Source organism: Nostoc sp. CALU 546, assembly GCF_048836525.1.
Genome location: NZ_JAWJTF010000034.1, coordinates 15,026 through 35,220, shown reverse-complemented (window position 1 = coordinate 35,220; position 20,195 = coordinate 15,026). Strand labels below are relative to the sequence as shown.

General features: G+C 42.0%; 15 protein-coding genes. 8 read left to right on the top strand and 7 right to left on the bottom strand.

Features of this window, described 5'->3' with window-relative positions; genetic code table 11:
* Positions 1–122 precede the first annotated feature (122 nt).
* The 4 genes from RRG12_RS18280 to RRG12_RS18265 form a co-directional block, all read right to left on the bottom strand.
* A complete protein-coding gene (locus RRG12_RS18280) occupies positions 123–1,337 on the bottom strand; it encodes an HhoA/HhoB/HtrA family serine endopeptidase (RefSeq protein ID WP_420760258.1) in 1,215 nt (404 codons plus the stop codon).
* 316 nt (positions 1,338–1,653) lie between these two features.
* Positions 1,654–2,976 (bottom strand): D-alanyl-D-alanine carboxypeptidase, encoded by a 1,323-nt coding sequence (locus tag RRG12_RS18275; RefSeq protein ID WP_420760257.1) that lies wholly within the window; start codon positions 2,974–2,976, stop codon positions 1,654–1,656.
* Positions 2,977–3,410: 434 nt separating this feature from the next.
* Positions 3,411–4,481 carry an LOG family protein gene (locus tag RRG12_RS18270; protein ID WP_420760256.1) on the bottom strand — a complete coding sequence of 357 codons (1,071 nt, stop codon included), beginning with the start codon at positions 4,479–4,481 and terminating at the stop codon, positions 3,411–3,413.
* 124 nt (positions 4,482–4,605) lie between these two features.
* A complete protein-coding gene (locus RRG12_RS18265; RefSeq protein ID WP_420760255.1) occupies positions 4,606–6,375 on the bottom strand; it encodes a pentapeptide repeat-containing protein in 1,770 nt (589 codons plus the stop codon).
* Between the two features lie 546 nt (positions 6,376–6,921).
* Between RRG12_RS18265 and RRG12_RS18260 the strand changes: the two genes are divergently transcribed.
* The 3 genes from RRG12_RS18260 to RRG12_RS18250 all read left to right on the top strand — a co-directional run bounded on the left by RRG12_RS18260 (position 6,922) and on the right by RRG12_RS18250 (position 10,852).
* The gene (locus RRG12_RS18260) at positions 6,922–9,924 is read left to right on the top strand and encodes a zinc-dependent metalloprotease (protein WP_420760254.1); all 3,003 of its coding nucleotides are present in this window, start codon (positions 6,922–6,924) and stop codon (positions 9,922–9,924) included.
* Between the two features lie 185 nt (positions 9,925–10,109).
* Complete coding sequence (locus tag RRG12_RS18255) at positions 10,110–10,529, top strand: XisH family protein (protein WP_069073867.1); 420 nt, start codon at positions 10,110–10,112, stop codon at positions 10,527–10,529.
* Positions 10,517–10,852 (top strand): XisI protein, encoded by a 336-nt coding sequence (locus RRG12_RS18250; RefSeq protein WP_069073868.1) that lies wholly within the window; start codon positions 10,517–10,519, stop codon positions 10,850–10,852. The genes RRG12_RS18255 and RRG12_RS18250 overlap by 13 nt, the downstream gene beginning before the upstream one ends.
* Positions 10,853–11,039: 187 nt before the next feature.
* Here the strand turns inward: RRG12_RS18250 and RRG12_RS18245 are convergent, their stop codons facing one another.
* Positions 11,040–11,774 carry a DUF1995 family protein gene (locus RRG12_RS18245; protein WP_069073869.1) on the bottom strand — a complete coding sequence of 245 codons (735 nt, stop codon included), beginning with the start codon at positions 11,772–11,774 and terminating at the stop codon, positions 11,040–11,042.
* Between the two features lie 277 nt (positions 11,775–12,051).
* On the opposite strand from RRG12_RS18245, the gene RRG12_RS18240 reads away from it, so the two are divergent.
* The 4 genes from RRG12_RS18240 to RRG12_RS18225 all read left to right on the top strand — a co-directional run bounded on the left by RRG12_RS18240 (position 12,052) and on the right by RRG12_RS18225 (position 16,398).
* Positions 12,052–12,894 (top strand): DUF2382 domain-containing protein, encoded by an 843-nt coding sequence (locus RRG12_RS18240; protein ID WP_420760253.1) that lies wholly within the window; start codon positions 12,052–12,054, stop codon positions 12,892–12,894.
* A 420-nt stretch (positions 12,895–13,314) separates the two neighbouring features.
* Positions 13,315–14,172: a DUF2382 domain-containing protein gene (locus RRG12_RS18235; protein WP_069073871.1), complete on the top strand. Its 858-nt coding sequence runs from the start codon at positions 13,315–13,317 to the stop codon at positions 14,170–14,172.
* A 238-nt stretch (positions 14,173–14,410) separates the two neighbouring features.
* Positions 14,411–15,310, top strand: a complete 900-nt coding sequence (locus RRG12_RS18230) for a YsnF/AvaK domain-containing protein (RefSeq protein WP_420760252.1) — start codon at positions 14,411–14,413, stop codon at positions 15,308–15,310.
* A gap of 164 nt (positions 15,311–15,474) precedes the next feature.
* Positions 15,475–16,398, top strand: coding sequence for an ion channel (locus RRG12_RS18225; RefSeq protein WP_069073872.1), 924 nt, complete (start codon positions 15,475–15,477; stop codon positions 16,396–16,398).
* Between the two features lie 12 nt (positions 16,399–16,410).
* Here RRG12_RS18225 and RRG12_RS18220 read toward each other — a convergent pair whose 3' ends face one another.
* Complete coding sequence (locus RRG12_RS18220) at positions 16,411–16,605, bottom strand: hypothetical protein (RefSeq protein ID WP_084227351.1); 195 nt, start codon at positions 16,603–16,605, stop codon at positions 16,411–16,413.
* A 260-nt stretch (positions 16,606–16,865) separates the two neighbouring features.
* Here RRG12_RS18220 and RRG12_RS18215 point away from each other — a divergent pair, with 260 nt between their 5' ends.
* Complete coding sequence (locus RRG12_RS18215; protein WP_420760251.1) at positions 16,866–18,563, top strand: alpha/beta hydrolase; 1,698 nt, start codon at positions 16,866–16,868, stop codon at positions 18,561–18,563.
* A gap of 87 nt (positions 18,564–18,650) precedes the next feature.
* Here the strand turns inward: RRG12_RS18215 and RRG12_RS18210 are convergent, their stop codons facing one another.
* Complete coding sequence (locus RRG12_RS18210; RefSeq protein WP_420758009.1) at positions 18,651–19,862, bottom strand: endonuclease; 1,212 nt, start codon at positions 19,860–19,862, stop codon at positions 18,651–18,653.
* Positions 19,863–20,195 lie beyond the last annotated feature (333 nt).

The window sequence follows — 20,195 nt, the reverse complement described above, 5'->3', positions numbered from 1 at the left end:
CTTTATCTATGAGACAGGGATTTACAATCCCTGGCGGACGTGGGGTTTCGCGTTAAATTGACACCAATGAGCAATGTGCTTTACCCCTACTATTCCACACAATTAAAATTGGCTATTTGCCCCTACGAAGCATTTTGCAATTCAGCTGTGCGGACTGAAAGCTGCTGTGTTTGATTACCCCGTTGCACTTTCACCTGTAATATTTGTCCAAGGCGACTATCTTCCACAACATTCTGCAATTGTTCAGCACTGGTAATTGCTTTACCATCAACTTGCAGAATTACATCCCCGCGCCGGATACCCGCAGATGCAGCTGGAGAATTTGGAACAACTCGCATGACAAAAACACCATTAATTTCTGGTATCTGAATCGGAGAGTTGGGATCGGTATTATTTTGCTTGGCAAGTTCGGGTGTCAAAGTTAGCATTTGCACACCTAGGTAGGGGTGAGCAACTTTACCATCACGTTGCAGTTGCGCTGCGATCGCCTTGGCTTTATCAATAGGAATTGCAAACCCAATACCCATCGCGTCAGGACGAATGGCTGTGTTAATGCCAATCACTTCACCTTGACCATTTAATAGTGGCCCGCCAGAGTTACCAGGGTTAATGGCGGCGTCTGTCTGAATGAAGTCCAAGCGTTTATCACTAATGCCGACTTGGGCGCTGGAACGTTTGAGGGTACTGACAATTCCCAAGGTAACGGTGTTATCAAATCCTAAAGGATTACCAACTGCGATCGCCCAGTCTCCTACCTGTACATTAGTGGAAGAACCCAGGGGTGCTACTGGTAAATCATTACCAGCGTTAATCTTGACTACTGCCAAATCTGTGACTTCATCAATACCTTGAACTTTCCCTTCAAAGGTGCGACCATCTTTGAGTCGGACTGTTACTTTATCAGCCTTATCGACCACATGAGCATTGGTCAAAACTAAGCCGCTCTTGTCAATAATGAAACCTGAGCCTAAACCGCGTAACTGCTCAGAAGGCATCTGTTGGGGGAAACCGTCACCAAAAAAACGGCGGAAAAACGGGTCTTCAAAAAATGGATCAACGCGACGAGTAATTGTCCGCTCAGTATCAATGCGGACAACTGCTGTGCCCACACGGTTCACTGCTGCTGTGACAAAGCTGGTGCTACCGATCGCAGCCGTGGCTGGTGATTGGCGTTGGGCAATGATTTCTGAAGTATCTCCAGCAGTGACTATAGGTGCTGGTTCGGCTTGGGATGGTAACACCTGCAATGTGCTAACCGTGAGCAAAACTCCTAGCGCGATCGCTAAAACATGACTACTGAGTTGACGTAGAGACCGAGATAATTTGGGAAATCGCATAATCACAACCTAATTTATAAGCCTAATTGTTGCTTAGTCGTGACAAATCTATTTACAGTTATTTTTACAAAATTGACGTTGGCTTTTTAGTTCAAGTTTATTGACGTTGGCTTTTTAGTTCAAGTTTCTCCTGCTCTTTCCAATACTAGGTTAGGGCATTTTACGAACTATCTGTAATCAACTTAATGGAAAATCTAACCCAAAAGCTATTATGGACATTCACCCTTTACAAGTTCGGTTTTCACCCATCAATAAAACTTTTGGATTGCGAATTAGACTGTCTGACTTTCTGTTTGAACGGTGGACTATGGATGAACTAACTTTTGTTCAAAATTTCATTTCGACTGGCTGCACCTAGCTGGGGTAAAGAGTTGATGGCTGAGTGAGGAGTGAGGGTAGCGGGAACAGTTGAAGGGATTTGTAATTGTTGGACAACACTTTGCAGTAATTGGTCTTGTCCAGTCCGCAAACCCCAGAGATTTGTACCACGATTGATAATAGCAAACCAAACCAAACCGCGATCGCGCGTGGGCATCACTCCCGCTAAAGCGCTCACATCGCGGAGAGTACCAGTTTTGATCACGGTTGCTGGGGGAATGTGTCTGGCGTGCAGTGTTCCCCGGCGATCAAACCCAGACATAGGGAACAAGTCAGCCAAATTCAGTTGATGGGTGGTTGCTTCCCTTTGAATAGCCATCAACATTGCACAAGCAGCCCTGGGGGAAATGCGATTTTCCTGGCCTAGGCCGGAACCATTGATTAACTGAATTTCCACTTGTGGCACCCTAGCAAGGCTAGCAGCGGTTGATTGCACTACACTTGCTCCTCCCACTGACTCTGCCAGCATCTCTGCCATATCGTTGTTACTGTAAACGTTCATTTCCTTAATTAGTTGCTTCAAGGGTAATGAGCGATGACGTAGTAACAAAGTTTGTTGAGCATTGGGTTGAACCGCAACTTTCACCGCACCAGCAATCACGACTTCAGGCTTGGGTGTTCCCTTGGGCATGATTGAGTGTATGTAAACAGCAGGGCGTCCCCAAGTCGCACGATTTAGTGTTTGCTTAAGTATTAGACCGGCTAGCATCGGCTGACGTTGGAAATTCATGGCAAAATTGCCATTAATGATCAAATTTCCCTTTACCTGCTTGATCCCCATTTTATTGAGAGTATTACCAAGAGCGATCGCTTCTTCCCAAACAAACAAAGGATCGCCACCACCAGTAATCACCAAATCGCCCTGGACAACCCCTTTTACCACTGGCCCAGTGACACTGACGAAAGTATCAAATTGGTGATCTGGCCCCCAAGCTTTCAACGCAACTAGTGAAGTGGCAATTTTAGTTAAAGAGGCAGCCGGCAGAGGTGTTGTACCTTGGTGATTTGCCATCAGCATCGGCCCCGACTGCATCCAAATTCCCTGACTCTCAGCTAGATTTTGGGCGACTAGTTTTGATGTTACTAGCTCTTTCAGATATTCCTGCACCGTAGTTGCCCCAGTTGGATTGGGATCAGGGGCAAGAACTAAGCCAGGACTACTTTGCCAAGTCAAAGCATCTAAGGCATCTAGAGGCTTGATTTGTACCCCGGCCATTTCCAGCCAAAGCGACACCAAACCTGAACCCAATAATTCCAGCATCTTTTATTCCTCTGTTAGGATTTAAGTTTCCTGTGCTAATATACAAGTTTTTTTACGCTAATCAGTATTGAGTCATAATAGCTGGTGTTTTTATCATCTGTAAGTAGGGTGAATAATATTGTTTTTGTGGCTCCTCTGACAATGCCAAAATGCCCATTGCTTATGAAGATAGCCTAATGAGAATAAAAAATCTCTAACTGAGACAATGGGATGAATTAATTATGAGAAAAATGTATATCAAGGTATGAAGCGATCGCATCTCATCAAAATAATTCGTAATTCGTAATTGAATTAGTTAAGGATTCCTACCCCGACTAATTATAAAGCAGCAATTTTAGAATTTAATACGGGACTCAAACCCTAAAATTACCTTAGCGCAGTACGAAATAGTCCGCGAAGTCATTACAAATTACGAATTACGAATTAGTTAATATCTATTTTCTTTCTGGATGTGCTGCATCCTCTGCTGAAGGAATACCCATCTGATTAATTGTGGCAATCATCTGATATAAGCGCCCCAAGTCGCGTTGATTGAAGCACAAAATGAGGCGGGGTAGCCCAACAGTTTCATCTTGTGCTTCTTGAGGTAATGCCTGACTTTTTTCAATTCGTCCTTTAACAATAATGTCGCTGAAATCAGCATTGAGTTGCTCAACAAGAGTGTCTGATATATCTGTCTTCAGGCGGATGACTAATTGATCCCCTACATAACGACTGGAATGATAAACCTGGTAAAAACGGGTGATAGCGTCGCAAGCCACATCCAGATTATCTGTCACTGTGTAAAGGCTAGGGTCTTCGGGGCTGACAAGACCATTTTGCACTAATTGCTTATCAACATATTCGCTCCAAGAGCGCCAGTAATCACCACCAGGGCGATCAATTAAAACTAGAGGTACTGGCCCAAATTTTCCAGTCTGGCTTAATGTCATGCATTCAAAAGCTTCATCTTGAGTGCCAAAGCCTCCCGGAAACAACGCTACTGCATCACTTTCTTTCAGGAGAAACAGCTTGCGTGTAAAGAAATATTTGAAGTGTATTAACTTGGGATCACCTTCTATAAACGGGTTCGCTTCCTGTTCAAAGGGTAACTGAATGTTTAATCCAAAGGAATTTTCTCGCCCAGCACCTTCGTGTCCCGCCTGCATGATCCCACCGCCACCGCCGGTCATCACCATGAATCCTAATTCAGAAACAGCACGAGCAAACTCAAGCGCCATTTGGTACTCTGGTGTATCTGCGGCGAGACGAGCAGAACCGAAGATTGTAACTTTGCGAACGTGTCGGTAATCATAAAAAAGCTGGAAACCGCGCTCCATATCTGCTAAAGCAGCAGACAAAATTTTCCAATCGAGGCGCTCAATTTCGGTATCAGCTAGACGAACAATAGTAGCAAGTGCTTGCTGAATAAATTGCCGATTTTTTAATGTCGGTAAACGAGCGATCAATTCAGCGATATCCGCCTGTAAAGACTCTAATGTGTCAAACGACGCAGATGAGGTCATGAGAACTGCCGCAACAATGGCACTATATTTTACGTGAATGACTTACACTCTAGCAAGCGGGAGATAGCCCTCTGATATTCATTCAAAACTTGGGTTTTATCTTTCCCCTTGTCCCCGCTTCCTCTCAATTCAATCCCAGTTCTTCTCTCAACGCCTCTGGCACATTAACTGCTGTATCTAATCCCCGCACACCTTCCCACTGCTGCTTTTTACCCCAGGTCATTTCTTGGAGATTGGCGTCGCTGAGGTCTGCACCACCCAGAATGGCGTAACTGAGGTTGCTATGGCTAAGATCCGCACCATTGAGAATAGCACCACTGAGGTTACTGCCACTGAGGTTAGCACTGTTAAGGTTGGCATAGCTGAGGTCTGTGCCGAACAGGATGGCGTCGGTGAGATCGGCACCACTGAGGTCGGCGTCGTTCAGAATCACCCCACTGAGGTCGGCTTCGTTGAGAATCACCCGACTCAGGTCTACGCCACTGAGATCGGCACCTAAAAACATTGCACCGTTAAGTCTGGCATTGTTAAGTTTGGCACCGTTAAGTTTGGCGTAGCTGAGGTCTGCGGCAACAAGGATGGCATCACTCAGGTTGGTACTGAAAAGAATTGTGTCACTGAGGTTAGTACCGTTGAGAATGGCGTGACTCAAATCAGCACCACTGAGGTCGGCACGGCAAAGATCGGCATAGCTAAAGCTGACGCAGCTAAGGTTGGCTTCACTCAGATTTGCACCGAAAAGGATGGCATTACTTAGATCAGCATGGCTAAGATTGGTGCTACTCAGGTCAGCGCGGTTGAGGTCGGCATGGTTGAGGTCGGCGCGACTGAGATTCGTACTGCTGAGGTCGGCGCGGTTTAGGTCGGCACGGCTGAGGTTGGCACAGCTAAGATTAGCACCACTAAGATTGGTGCTACTGAGGTCGGCCCCACTGAGGTTAGCACCGCTAAGGTTGGCACCGCTGAGGTTGGCATCACCAAGGTTAGCACCGCTAAGGTTGGCACCGCTGAAGTTGACGCCAGTTAAGTTGGCATCGCCGAGATAAGCAAGGCTTAGGTCAGCGCCACTAAAGTCTGCCCCGGTGAGGTTGGCATCGCCTAAGTAAGCACTCTGAAAGTTACCGCCTTTGAGGAATTGCCCGACTAAACTGCTAAAGTTGCCAATTTCCAGGGCATCGCTATAGTTGATAATCCGCAGCAATTGAGATGTGAAAAAATTGTCTGTGTCTGGTTGTGCAGATGGATAGAAGGTGATTTTTTGTTTGAGTTCATCTTGCTCTTGAGCGTAGCGGTGTAACTCTAACAGTAAAATCAGTACGTTGAGACCTGTATATATGTCTACCTGTCTCAATCCGATCGCAATATTTTGTGCCGCCAGCTTTAATCTTTTTTTCTGAGGTAGGTTATCATCTGGTGTCCCATCGATAAATTCTCCCTGACACCAGCGATGATAAAAATCTTCTAGCCGCCAGAAAAGTAGTTCTGGGCGAATTTTTTTATCAGTCACAACCAATTCCATTACTTGGCTGACTATTTCTGGTTTCATCGCCCCATTGCCTAGTAAATCATAAATTTCTTCATGCATCTGGCGATCGCACACTCTAAAGGATAACCCAGAGGGTAGAGTGCTTAATGTCTGATCGTCTATCTTAGAAGTCAAACCGCTCTTTGGTATTGCCCATTTTTCTAAGCTTTTTTGCAGTCTCGGAGAGTATAAATATTCCTGCAAATCATCTTGAGCAAATTTAACGCTTTTATCTGGTTCTTTAATACTTTTTTCTAGAGGTAAAACTGCTTCGGTTTCTGGCGATGTGGTCTTTGGCATCTCTTCCAACCTTGTACCCCTCACATAATTTCTCAGCAGTTGCCAGACTTGAGATAAATATGTTGACATTTCTGTGTCCGTTGTTACATTTAAGTTACTGTTTTTGATAATCCTGAATTAAAACTTTTTCTATGCTAGTTTGCTATTCATTGCCAACAATCAAGAGTATAAACAAATACTATATTAAAAAAATCATCAGTTGGCTATGTCTATGACGAGCTACTTCTTGTGCATTTGCCAACAGCCTTCCTGGAGGGTGGCTTTTCGCTCATCTGTAGTAACATTAAGCTTCTTCTGTTGAGGTAAATAAAGTGTTAGCTTAAAATTCTTTCCAAAATCAACTAATTTCCATGCTTTTGCTATTTTGTTATGCTTTTTTCCCAAGAAGTTTACTAGTTTGATGTAAAAATAATGCTTACTGTTTCTTGAAGAGGCAATTGTTAGGAGAAATCCTACACTAAAACAGCATAGAAAAACTGAAGGATGGCAACTAAAATTGAAGTCAAAAGTTTATTGCTTAATATAAAGCAGCTAAGAGAATGGGTAAAGATTAGGCTATATAGCTTTACAAAAGTTCAAAATTAATTGCGTGATAGTTATCGGGGAATGGATGCGATGAACAGATTAAGCTTTTATATGATTTTGTTACAGGGTTTATTTTTAGGGATAACAACGGCTAGTGCTAAGTCACCATCTTTTAACAAAGTTGATACCGAGTTGTCAGGCAAACATAAGATTGTAAAAGGGGTAGTTATAGACAGAATTGCAGAGAAATCTCATAATCAGTTAATGACACCAGCTTTATCGCTAAAAAATATTAATATTTCTCAGGAAAAGAAGCTACCTTCGGGACAAGTTTGGGTAGTTAATCAAAATAAACATGCACAGCCTCAACCGTTCATTTGGGTAGTAAAAGATCCTAAAAAAGCAGGGCAGCAACCATTTTTACAAGTTGCAAAACCGAATGCCAAGCCTAATCCTAGTAAACCAGTAGCAAAGGATGATTTAGAGGCATTTGACGAAGTAATCAAAGATACCCAAAAGTCAGGGGGATTATTCACTCTATATCGCAATAAAGAAAAGAATAAAATTTATCTAGAAATTAAGCCAGAGCAACTCAATAAAAATTACCTAGCTACGGCAACGCTGGAATCAGGTATTGGCGAACGGGGTATTTACAGCGGTATGCCTCTACAAGATTTTTTGTTTTATTTCCAACGGGTGGATGATAAACTAAACTTTGTCATTCGCAATGTGAATTTTCGGACTCGTGAGGGAGATCCCCAGGCGCGATCGCTAGCCCGGTCTTTTAGTGACTCTGTTCTCTACAGTATTTCCATTAAAAGTATTCATCCACAACGCAAAACTTTTCTCATCGACTTGGGCGATTTGCTACTGACAGACTTAGCTGGATTATCTGCAAGTTTAGGAGTCCCAGGAAGCACAGACCAGTCTTATTTTGGTACTGCTAAAGCTTTTCCCCAAAATTTAGAAATCGAATCAGTTTTGAATTTCTCTGGTGGTACTGGCCGTGAAAGTGAAATAGCAAGCTTTGCGTCGCTAGCTGACAACCGTGGCTTTACCCTGCGTGTCCACTATAGTCTCTCCCAACTACCTGATAAAGATTATCGACCGCGTATTGCTGACGATCGCATCGGCTATTTCATCACCGCCTACCAAGACTTATCCAAAGACGATCGCGGCGATTCTTTTGTCCGCTACATCAATCGCTGGGATTTGGAAAAACAAGACCCAAAAGCAAAAATTTCTCCACCCAAAAAACCGATTGTCTTCTGGATTGATAACGCTGTGCCTTTAGAGTACCGCGATGCAATGAAAGAAGGCGTCCTGATGTGGAACAAAGCCTTTCTCAAAGCTGGATTCAAGGATGCAATTGAAGTCCGCCAAATGCCAGATGACGCCACATGGGACCCAGCAGATATTCGTTACAACACGATTCGCTGGATTAACACAGTCGATGGATACTTTGCAATGGGACCATCCCGCGTTAACCCCTTGACTGGAGAAATTTTGGATGCAGACATTCTTGTAGATGCCAGCTTTGTCAGGCTACTAAAGAGTGAGTATCGCAAAATCGTCCAACCTAGCCAACAATCTAGCCAAACACAAAATCGCAGTACTTTATCAGCTTTGATGCAAAATCGTCTACTTTGCGCTAATGGTTTAGATGCGAAAAACAATGGTATACCCCAGGAGATGCAAGGGAAACAGGGGTTGTTGAGTCGTTTATCAAAAATGGCAGGCGAGTACGATTTATGCTATGGGATGGAAGCTGCTAACCAGTTTGCCGTTGGTTCATTGGCGATGTCACTGCTGCCAGATACTATGGCCACTCCAGATCAGGTGAAAGAATATATCAATCAATACTTACGTTTAATCATTGCTCACGAAGTTGGACATACTCTTGGTTTACGTCATAACTTCCGTGGTAGTACACTGCTAGCACCGGAGGAAATGAATAATACGGAAATTACCAAAACTAAAGGTTTGACAACTTCTGTGATGGACTATATTCCCCCAAATATTGCCCCTCAAGGGACAAAACAGGGAGATTATTTTCCCAGTATGGTGGGTGTTTATGATGAATGGGCGATTAAGTATGGTTACATACCAATTCAAACATCAACTCCCATAGCAGAAAAGCCAATTTTGGAGGAAATTGCAGCAGAATCTTACAAGCCAGAGTTGAGTTATTCCACAGATGAAGATGTCTATGACCTTGACCCAACTGCCAATGCTTGGGATAACAGTGGTAATGTGCTGCTTTATTCTCAGTGGCAATTGAATAATTCGCGGGTGATGTGGGAACGTCTCGATAAACGTTTCCCAACAGATGGTGATAGTTACAGCGATGTGAGCGAACGTTTTAGTACAGTATTGGGTAACTATTTCCAGCAAATATATTACACCACAAAATATATTGGGGGACAATCTTTCTATCGCATCCGCCCTGGCGAGATTGCCTCCGAGAAAGTCTCTGGAGTCCGCCAACAGCGATTACCATTTGAACCAGTACCAGTTGAACAACAACGGCAGGCCTTAGAAACGCTGCAAAAATATGTGTTTGCAGAAGATGCCCTGAGTTTTTCACCAGAATTACTGAATAAATTAGCACCTTCTCGTTGGCGACATTGGGGTAGTTCTCCTCAAGTTGGTCGTTTGGATTATCCAATTCATGACTTAGTGCTACTGATGCAGGGTTCTGTGTTGCGGGATTTATTCTCAGGCGATCGCCTCTCTCGCCTCAAGGATATTGAACTCAAAACAAAGCCCGAAAATGCACTGACTCTACCTGAACTATTTGAAACTTTACAATCAGGTATTTGGACGGAAGTCATCAAACCAAAAGGTAAACCAATGAAGATTGCCAGTTTACGGCGAGGCTTGCAGCGTCAATATCTGGACATTTTGACTGGTATGGTATTGCGAAAAGAATATGTTCCTGAAGATGCTCGTACTCTAGCTTGGTATAAACTCAAACAACTAGATGAGAAACTTAAGGGGGTTAATTCAGATGATGAATACACCAAAGCGCACTTACTAGAAACGCGCGATCGCATCGAGAAAGTCTTAAACGCCCCGTTGCAAGGGAATTAAAAAAGATAGAAGTAAGGAATTTTACTATAGGACTCATATTTGATTTCGGTAGAAGATTAGCCTATCTACGCAAATTCGTTCAGAAATCAAAGCGGATTCCTATATTAATTCTTTACTTCTCTTCTCTATCCCCTAATTTTGGCTAAATATATTTAGAATGCTCATACAGGCTGAAAAAATAGTTTATGTCAGCTAGAGATAAATTTCACAATGTTGTGAAATCGGCATTACAAAAGGATGGGTGGCGAATTACTCATGATCCTTTGCTAATTCGCATAGAAAATATTACCGATATGTACATCGATTTGGGAGCAGAGAGAATTATTGCGGCAGAAAGAGAGGGACAAATAATAGCGGTTGAAGTTAAAAGTTTTATCGGTACTTCAACTATTTCTGAGTTTCATACTGCGGTGGGACAATTTATTAATTATCGATATGCGTTAGAAGAGATAGATTCTGAGCGAGTTTTGTATTTAGCAGTACCCTTAAACACTTATAACGATTTTTTAAATAAACCATTTATTAAAAGTATTATCCAGCGTAGTCAAATTAATCTGATAGTTTATGATGTGGAAACGGAGGAAATTAGCCGATGGCAGATTTAGATAAATATCGAAAGTGTATTCGGCAATTACTTACAGAATATGCTCAACGCGCCTCCTCTAATAATGAAATTGAAGCTCAAACAATTTTTGACGTAGAACAAGACCATTACCAACTGATATATATTGGTTGGCAAAATAGACGTAGGATTTTTGGCCCTGTGATGCATTTTGATATCAAAAATGGCAAAATTTGGATTCAGTGGAATGGCACAGAAGAGGATGTAGGTGAGCAACTTGCGGCGATGGGAGTACCAAAAAACGATATTGTAGTTGGATTTCACCCACCTTACATCCGGCAGTATACAGATTATGCTGTGAGTTAATCACAAATCAGTTAGAGCGATCGCTTGGAGATCACCCTCTGATGTAAGAGGCACATTAGGTTCTTGTCCCACGCCTTGGCAATGTTGCACAATACACAGGGTTTTCTGCATCAAGTTTATGTATAGAAAACTCAAGATGAGGCAGCAGATGAGAAAGTTAGTTTCCGCCTGCTACCTCTGCATTATCCTAACTACTCAACGCCTTTAAGAACCGTTGTAAACTCTTAAACACACTGGGCTTTCTCGCAGGTGTCGCATCTGTTGTTGTTTGTTGTTGTCCTTTTAAAAGGATGAGATCCAAATCATCACCCGATGGTTTTGTGGGTAATTCAGCAATTCTTTGATATTCGCCACCTGTTTCCAGCCAAACTTCCCATTGTCCTGGGTAGCAACGACGTAGGGCACTTTGATCATCTATGGGGCGCAGGTAATAACAGGATTCAATGGTATTGGTGAAACGTTCACGAGTTTTTCTTGCTGCATAACCAATGCCCACAACCCCGGAATCTTCTAAACGGGGATTTAAAAAAACTAAAGGGCGATCGCCTATTACTTCACATAACTTTTCCAACTGCGGTACTTCTACAGATGTGGGGGCGATGAATAAGAAAATTTCATCCTCTGGCTGAATTTTTGTCTGCAAGGAAGCAGCCCTTCCCGTACCGATATCCAAAATTTGAAATGGTGCATCAGCCCAATTGCGGCGGGCGAGAGCCGCAGCCCCAGCGTCAGCAAAGAAAATCTTCAAACGGGAATCATATTCTGTAAACAGTGGCAGAAATTGTTCCGCCACCGGCATAAACTTGAGTTCTGGGAACAGGAACTCAACTTGTATGCGAGTACAGCCATCTGCAAGGGCAGCTTGAACGGCTATACGAGATTGGGCGATCGCATCTTCAAGACTATTTGGAAGTTCACTCATAATCTACATGGTGCTCTAGTGTCTACTCCCATTGTTTCAGTATTGGCTCTTAATTTCCGTTGAAAAAATATTTTATACCAGTATAATGTCTTATTTTTATAACTTTAGTTATATCTCTATTGATTCTCAACAGTGTTCAATTTGAGTATTTTCTCATCAAGTATGAATTATAAATCATCAAATATCTCAACTGAACTCAGTCGCCAGCAGGAGGAGACTTATCACAATATTTTTTACACTATTAAATAAACCTTATAAACTACTTAGGTAAAAGTATATGCCTCTTCATAAACTTGAACATTTTGACCAAAAGTATCTCGATAGTTTTGGCGGAGACGACATTAAAGCGCTGGATCTTTATACTCAGGGAGGAGAAAGAATTGGTTCCGTGGCTGATGTTTTAGTTGATGACGATGGTCGTTTTCGGTATTTAATTATTGATGTCAGCTTAGATTTTATTAGCAAAAAGATATTGCTCCCAATTGGTCTTTGCCGGATCAATTATCCAGAAAGACGCGTCTATGTTGATGGGTTAAGCAGACAGCAAGTAGAAAATTTACCCGATCATAAAGAAGATACGATCCTTGATAAGGATTACGAAGAAAATGTCCGTAGTGTATTTCGTTCTTCAAACAGCGGTGTGACCTACGATCGCAATACATACAATTATCAGAAAGATCCAGATTTATACGGTTTGAATGAGCAATCTGATCAAACTTTTAGACTCTATGAAGAACGATTAATTGCCAACAAACACCGCATAAAAACTGGAGAAGTAACCGTTGGCAAGCACATTGAAATAGAAACTGCACGCGTTACAATACCTATTGAAAAAGAACGAGTTCTGATTGAGCGAGTCATGCCAACAGAAGCAGGAAAGGTTTTAGATCCCAATGAAATTAAGTTTCAAGAAGGGGAAGTAGCACGCATAGAAGTGTATGAAGAAACGCCTGAGATACATAAAGAAGCCTTTGTGCGTGAAGAAGTCCGGGTCAAGAAAGTAGTAGAACGGGACACTGTGGAAGCACAAGACACCGTTCGTCGAGAAGAGTTAGATGTTGATACTGCGGGTAATTTAAATGTGCAAGAAAATGGGATGACTACACATGAAGCTATTTAATTAGCTAATTAATAAGTTTGTTTGGGAGATTTATCTAAAATAATCATCCAGCTAAAGTTATACCATTTTACATTTTAGATGGGGAATTGCTTTGTTTCGGTTATTCCGTGAATCCTCCATCTAAATAATTCTTTTTAACTTTTTAAGAATTTACATCTTGATAAACAGCGTCAAGATGTAAAAATTTTTGCGAGTATTTTAATATCTTGGTAAATCCATTTATCAAGTCTAGATATTTACAAAAAAAATGAAGAACTCGCAATTTGTATATCTTTATTTAGCTATGTTGATAAACACTTCCTATAACTTTTGATTATTTAGCCTTGGAAAAAATTCATTCGCCAGAAGGAGGTATACAAATCCAAAAATGTCTAGTTTAGTTATTAAGAGATGAAGAGAAAATTTTTGAGGCTAAATATAATGGTTCTTTACAAATTAGAAGATTTTGAGCCTAACTACCGGGAAACCTTTGAAGGTCACGATATTAATGGGCTTGGAGTATATACACAAGGAACTGATGAAAAAATTGGCACTGTCAGCGACGTTTTAGTTGACGAGGAAGGCCATTTTCGCTATCTAGTTGTTGACTTAGGCTTCTGGATTTTTGGTAAGAAAGTATTGCTACCACTCGGTCGTGCTCGTATCGACTATAACGTTGAGCGCGTGTACACAATTGGCTTGACTAGAGAGCAAGCAGAAGATTTACCTGAGTTTAATGAACGTCAAACCCTTGATTACGACTATGAAGAACGGGTGCGTGGTGTATATCGCCAACCCACAGATAACACCCCTTCTGTAGAAGCTTCAGCACCATTAGATACAACACCCACTTACGCCCGTGATAACTACAATTACGAACGTGAACCTTCTTTATACGGGCTAAATGAACAAGATCATCAAACTCTGAGATTGTATGAAGAACGGCTGATTGCCAGTAAACGACGCCAAAAGACTGGAGAAGTAACAATTGGCAAGCATGTTGAGACTGATACTGCACGCGTTGCAGTGCCCATAGAAAGAGAACGAGTTGTGATTGAACGTGTAACTCCAACAGATGCGGGTGCATCTGTCTCTGCACGCGAAGCAGATTTCCGTGAAGGCGAAGTTGCTCGCATAGAAATCCACGAAGAAACTCCTGATGTTCGCAAAGAAGCATTTTTGCGTGAAGAAGTTAGAGTGAGAAAAGTGGTAGATCAAGACACAGTTGAAACTCAAGAAACTGTGCGTCGTGAAGAGTTAGATGTAAATTCTGGTAATCTTCCGATTCAAGAACGCTAACTAAATATAGTCATTAGTTACTAGCTAATGACTAATAATTAATTCGACACAGTGCAGGTAAGGCTGTTGAATGAATTAGCCTTACCTGTGCTTGCAATGATTGATGCCACTTTAGATTTGGGATTGCGAATTTTACTCTTGATGTAGCTTGAATAAATATATCTATCGCAAACCTTTTCTGGTATCAATGTGACTAATTTAATCTAGCTAAATAGAAAGCAGTTCATAAATTTTGTATATGAATAGCCAACTGATGGCAAAAAACATTAGACAGTCAAATGGTAACCCTGGCACTACTAGCACCTCACTGGCAGAGTTAAGAAAGAAGGTGAACAATTTTGCTGTCTTTGATAAGCAAGGTCAGTTAGTAGGAAGAGTTCATGATTTAATTGTGGATGATAATCGTCGCCTAAACTTAGTTATATCTAGGCAGATTAATCAAAAAACTGTAGAATATGGTCAGCAGTTAGCCGATAAGCATACTTCTTTATTTCGCTTGCAGAGCCAGAGAATAAAACAAATTGACAAGCCGAATAAATCTGTTTTCATAGACTTAAACAAATCAGAAATAGAGTATATGCCTGAATATTTAGAAACAGAAAAACCAGGCGATCGCAACTCAACTGAGCAACTAGCGAATAATCAAACTACAAATAGCCTAATTGATCCCGTAAATTTAGAGCAGGCTACTGAAGAACATATTATTCGTCTATTAGAAGAACGACTAGTTATTGAAAGCAGTAAGCGTAAAGTTGGTGAGGTAATTGTTCGCAAAGTAGTTGAAACCCGGATGATACAAGTTCCTGTCCGGCGTGAAAAGCTGATTGTGGAACAAGTTAGCCCAGAACACAAACAACTCGCAGAAATTGATTTAGGGGAGGGAGAAATTGCTGGCGTTGACTTGACCGATGTAGAAAGACTTGAATTTACAGGTCTTGACAGCGGTTTAACGGTAAGCAGCGAATTTAGCTCACCTAAAATTGCTAGTTTATTATTGAATGCGATCGCACTAGAGCAAAATCACGGCTGTAAGCGAGTGCGAGTGACCATTGCTGTTGAAGATGAGTCACACCAGAAAAAATACCAGGAGTGGTTTGACCGCTGTTCTAAAGGTCAATCACTAAAACCAGAAAAATAAGTTTCTAGCAGATAAATTACTAGGGTGGGCATTGTCCACCCTATTTTTTTGCTGATTTGAGGAAAAAAAGTTGAAATTTCCGTTCTTTTGTGGATAGTGTGGAATGTCTCTAAAGCAACTTAATTTACAATACTAAGCAGTTGCCGTTCTTTTGGCTACTTGCAATGAAATTTCGACTGAAGAGACTTTCACGGAAGAAACAACAGCATCTAATCCCACCGATTCAGATTCAAGTTCGAGATGGAAAATTTGAGATTATGGGTATGGGTGTATGGCATTCCTACTGGCGCGATCCCTATCATCTCCTGCTAACGATTCCCTGGACTGGCTTTCTGATCCTGATTTGTACTTTTTATATAACTATTAATGCTCTATTTGCCCTAGCTTACTTAATAGGAGGAGATTGTATTGCCAACGCCCGACCTGGCTCTTTTTTAGATGTCTTCTTCTTTAGCGTCCAAACCCTAGCATCCATCGGCTATGGGGCAATGTATCCTAAAACAACTTACGCCAACATTATTGTCACCATTGAAGCAATGATCGGTTTGGTGGGAATTGCTGTGATGACAGGACTCGCGTTTGCTCGATTCTCTAGACCTACAGCCCGTGTGCTTTTTAGTCGTGTAGCAGTAATTACATCTCATGATGCAATGCCAACTCTCATATTTCGCACGGCTAATCGGCGTCGCAATATGATTCTGGAGGCGCAAATGCGAGTCTACTTGATGCGCGACGAAGTAACCCTAGAAGGGCAATTCATGCGTCGATTCTACGATCTCAAACTTCTGAGGAGCCAAACGCCTAGCTTCACATTAAGCTGGTCAGTGATGCATGTCATTGATGAGTTTAGTCCTCTATATGGGATGACACCAGAATCGTTAACCCAGACAAATACTATAGTGATTATCTCTTTGAGTGGCATTGATGAAACGGTTGCACAGGTTGTTCATGCCCGTCATAGTTATGGTGCTAATGAGATTTTGTGGAACAATCAATTTGCCGATATCTTTTACCACACACCCGATGGACATCGCTACATTGATTACAATCGCTTCCACGATGTTTTACCTTTAGATGAAAATAGTTGAAATTTCTGAAAGTTATTCGGAAGTCTGATTGAGTTGTGGTTGTAAGGGTTTAACGACCACGCGACCATTTTCAACTACAGTGCAACTTTTAACTATGCTCTTACTGTGGTTAACTGGCACATCCTGGCACTGGTTCTGGTGCGAGATGTTTTGCTCTTGTTGTTGGTTGAGGACGACAACACAAGAGGGGCAGGAGGCGAAGGACATATAACGTATTTTGATCTCTATATTAATAATTATCGCGCTACTGATGCTGTTTGGCTGAAAAATTTGCTACCCATGATGTGCTAGCCTACCATCCTGAAATTTAATTCAGTGCTGATTATTGCGTATATGCGAAACTATGGATGTAAGTACTTGCTTTCTTGTGCTTTTAGCCTGTGTAAACAGGAAAGCGGCTATAGATCCCGCCCCGCTTTCCTCTCTGCCCAAAATTGTTTGGCAGGGTTAGACAGTGGGTTTTTCTAATGAAAAAATTTTTGAGATATGTGGGTTTAGGTTTACTATCTACGTGCTTGACTGCTACTCCCGGATTGGGAGCTGAACGCATTAGCTTTTTTTACCCTCCTTTTGGCGAATTCTCTTTATCTGTGGACTCGCTAGAAACTTTTGCGAAAGAAGGCAAAATCGATGACGAACTTTCCTTTTACGCTAGTCGTGCTACTCCTGAACAAGTTGCTCAACTGCGGGATCTACTCCAGCAAAGGTTCAATGTAACTCCTACACTAGTCTCTCAAGTTACCTACTCACCTATAGGCGAACAGCTGATGCAACGTTTAGGAGAGTTACTTCTCACTGAGTCTCGAAATAATGGTTTCTATGCTATACGTGCCTCTTTGATTTTGTCTGCTGCTGATCAAGAGGGTTTAACAGTTGTGAATTTGCTGCGTAAATTTCCCAGCAATACTATGCGGGTGAATTTCACAGAGGGGTTAAGGATAGTCGATGACTTGTCGCAATTGCTCAAAAGAAAGGATGAAGTTGTTGCCTCTCTTCAAAAAGAAGCGATCGCACAAGCAGCAAATTCAACTGTTGACTTCTCGAAAAAACTAGATTTGCGATCGCCAGGACAATTCCGCTCGCAGAAAAAAACCTTGGAGCTAAATGACTTTTCTCGCAATCGCCGTCTACCTGTGGATATCTATTTACCTACAACTCAAAACTTACAACTCAAAACTCAAAACTCTCCATCACCCCCCTTTCCCCTGATTGTCATTTCTCATGGTGTCGCCTCAGACCGTTCTCCCTTTGTCTACCTGGCAGAACATTTAGCATCTTATGGTTTTGCCGTTGCTGTTCTGGAACACCCTGGTAGTAATGCCGAACGCATTCAACAATATTTTGCAGGTTTGGCGGGGCCGCCAGAAGCAGCAGAATTTCTCAACCGACCTTTGGATATCAAATATCTACTTAATGAACTCGAACGTCTAGACAAATCTGATCCTACCCTCCAAGGAAAACTCAATTTTCAGCAAATTGGGGCGATCGGTCATTCCTTTGGCGGTTATACGGTTTTGGCTCTAGCAGGGGCAAAGATTAACTTTGAGCAACTACGCCAAGATTGTAATCCCAATAATTCATCGTTTAATTTGTCGCTGATTTTGCAGTGCCAAGCAACTGAGTTACCTCCGGGAAATTATGAACTCAAAGACGATCGCATCAAGGCCATCATTGCGATTAATCCCATTGATAGTTCAATTTTGGGTCAGTGGGGAGTCAGTCAAATTAAAATTCCGGTAATGCTGGTAGCAGGTAGTCAAGATATTTTTGCCCCACCCGTATTTGAGCAAATTCGTCCCTTTACCTGGCTTTCGGACTCCAATAAGTACCTGGCTTTGATCGAAAACGCTACCCATTTTTCTGCGATCGCTGAACCTACTGCTGAAAACAATGTTTTACCTGTGCCACCTGCTTTGCTGGGCCCCGATCGTGATGCTGTTTATTCCTATCTCAACGCCCTTAGCCTAGCTTTTGTAGAAACCCATATCCTCAACCGCCCTGAATACCGTTCTTATTTGCAGCCCTCCTACGGCACATTCATCAGTAAAGAGCCGCTTAATCTCAGTCTTTTACAGTCATTGCCAGTAGATCAATTCAATCAAATTTGGAATGGCTCAAATCCCCAGTCAAGCAAAGCATCAAATCCTCAACCTACTTCTTTTTAGGAGGCAGGAGGCAGGAGGCAGGAGGCAGAAGGCAGGGGACAGGAGGCAGGGGACAGGGGACAGCTTTCAAGGGTAGGTATTTAAAAATCAGGCAGTAGAGAGGGTGATTTGAGAGACATGGAGTTGTGGAGTCAAGGAAGGCCAAGGTTCAGGGAAAAAGCTACCTTGAGGTAGGGGAAGACGATTAAGAACGGCAGCCTTAATCACTAAAAATCCACGACGGAAACATGAGAGACAACGATGGAAGACACTATTTTTCAAATTGCGTCGTGCAACGTGGGTTTGTGGTAATTCGTCTAAACTACTAATAGGCAAATTGGCATCAATAGCACCTCCAACACTAACCTGCCATAAAGTAGCGATTGCGATCGCTAACCAATGTCTCTCGGCTCGTTTGGTATCTGTCATTTTAGTTTGATGCCAAGCAAAACCACCTCTTTTACCGTCTTTAAATAGACATTCAATCCAAGAGCGCATCGAATACCAACAAGCATCCGCAACTTCGGGTTGTAAATCGGTGAGAATTAACCAAGGTTCGGCATAGCCCTCGTCATGACGGGCTAACAATGTACATTCAATCGGGTTACTTTTGAAACAAGTTACCAATGACTCAAATGACTGACCAACTTCTCGAACAAGAGTATTTAGAGGTAGCCAAGAAACAGTACCTTTAATTTGAAACTGCCCCTGAAGGTTAATCCGCATAAAAGGATGCCAACCACAGTTCAAGATTTGTTGATACAACCACTCAGCATAAAGCCCTCTATCTGTGGTGACAATTACAAACCAATCTGGTGGTACAGTTTTGTCTATATGGCGAAATAATTCTTCCCAGTGAGGTTTCCAACTTCCAGGAATGGTAGCTTCAACTATTTTCCAGGCAATTGGAATTCCACAGCCACGGTAAACAATGCTAATTGCTAATACAGTAAAGCGATCGCTTAAAGTTGAAGCATCTGCTGCCAATGCTAGACGTTTTTCACCTTTAGGCCAAAGACTTAGAATCCAAGATAGTAGTGGACTAAAACAAGATGTCACATCCAATGAAGTTCGACCAGTTTTTGTTTTATCTTCTGCGTCTCGATACCATTCCCGCAGTTGCTGACGTATAGTATTCTCCTTTTTACCCAGTAGTTCTGCTAAAAATACTGAAACCGTTGTCAGTCCACTTGATTGGGTCATTACTATCCCAAAAGTCCACATTGCCAGTACAACAGCTTGAGGTTTTGTGAGATTTGGCATTTTTTCAATTACTTTTCTAGTCCATTCTCTTAATTCCTCGCTTTTTCCTACTTGCATTCACCCTCCTGCACCCGTAGTAATTCTGCTGATAAAAGCTAGATAGTATTTTACCTGCAAAAATACGCCTTTATTAAATACCTACCCTTGAAAGACAGGGGACAGGGGGCAGGGGGCAGGAGGCAGGAGGAAAGAGTAAGCCGATTGAACTGCGGGGATAATTACTAATTACGTAAATATACGGAGTGTAGCTTTAGGCATAATCATCAATTAGGAATCATATTGACTTACAGTTCAGATCCCCAAATCCTCTAATAATTTGGGGATCTTATTGTTGATGGATGATTGAAGTTTGCTATAGACAAGGCAAGTCTCAAGCCTTACTTTGATAAA

Bases quoted from the DNA above. Each gene is read 5' to 3' on its own strand.
- RRG12_RS18280 (WP_420760258.1), bottom strand. From the start codon at position 1,337: ATGCGATTTCCCAAATTATCTCGGTCTCTACGTCAACTCAGTAGTCAT.
- RRG12_RS18275 (WP_420760257.1), bottom strand. From the start codon at position 2,976: ATGCTGGAATTATTGGGTTCAGGTTTGGTGTCGCTTTGGCTGGAAATG.
- RRG12_RS18270 (WP_420760256.1), bottom strand. From the start codon at position 4,481: ATGACCTCATCTGCGTCGTTTGACACATTAGAGTCTTTACAGGCGGAT.
- RRG12_RS18265 (WP_420760255.1), bottom strand. From the start codon at position 6,375: ATGTCAACATATTTATCTCAAGTCTGGCAACTGCTGAGAAATTATGTG.
- RRG12_RS18260 (WP_420760254.1), top strand. From the start codon at position 6,922: ATGAACAGATTAAGCTTTTATATGATTTTGTTACAGGGTTTATTTTTA.
- RRG12_RS18255 (WP_069073867.1), top strand. From the start codon at position 10,110: ATGTCAGCTAGAGATAAATTTCACAATGTTGTGAAATCGGCATTACAA.
- RRG12_RS18250 (WP_069073868.1), top strand. From the start codon at position 10,517: ATGGCAGATTTAGATAAATATCGAAAGTGTATTCGGCAATTACTTACA.
- RRG12_RS18245 (WP_069073869.1), bottom strand. From the start codon at position 11,774: ATGAGTGAACTTCCAAATAGTCTTGAAGATGCGATCGCCCAATCTCGT.
- RRG12_RS18240 (WP_420760253.1), top strand. From the start codon at position 12,052: ATGCCTCTTCATAAACTTGAACATTTTGACCAAAAGTATCTCGATAGT.
- RRG12_RS18235 (WP_069073871.1), top strand. From the start codon at position 13,315: ATGGTTCTTTACAAATTAGAAGATTTTGAGCCTAACTACCGGGAAACC.
- RRG12_RS18230 (WP_420760252.1), top strand. From the start codon at position 14,411: ATGAATAGCCAACTGATGGCAAAAAACATTAGACAGTCAAATGGTAAC.
- RRG12_RS18225 (WP_069073872.1), top strand. From the start codon at position 15,475: ATGAAATTTCGACTGAAGAGACTTTCACGGAAGAAACAACAGCATCTA.
- RRG12_RS18220 (WP_084227351.1), bottom strand. From the start codon at position 16,605: ATGTCCTTCGCCTCCTGCCCCTCTTGTGTTGTCGTCCTCAACCAACAA.
- RRG12_RS18215 (WP_420760251.1), top strand. From the start codon at position 16,866: ATGAAAAAATTTTTGAGATATGTGGGTTTAGGTTTACTATCTACGTGC.
- RRG12_RS18210 (WP_420758009.1), bottom strand. From the start codon at position 19,862: ATGCAAGTAGGAAAAAGCGAGGAATTAAGAGAATGGACTAGAAAAGTA.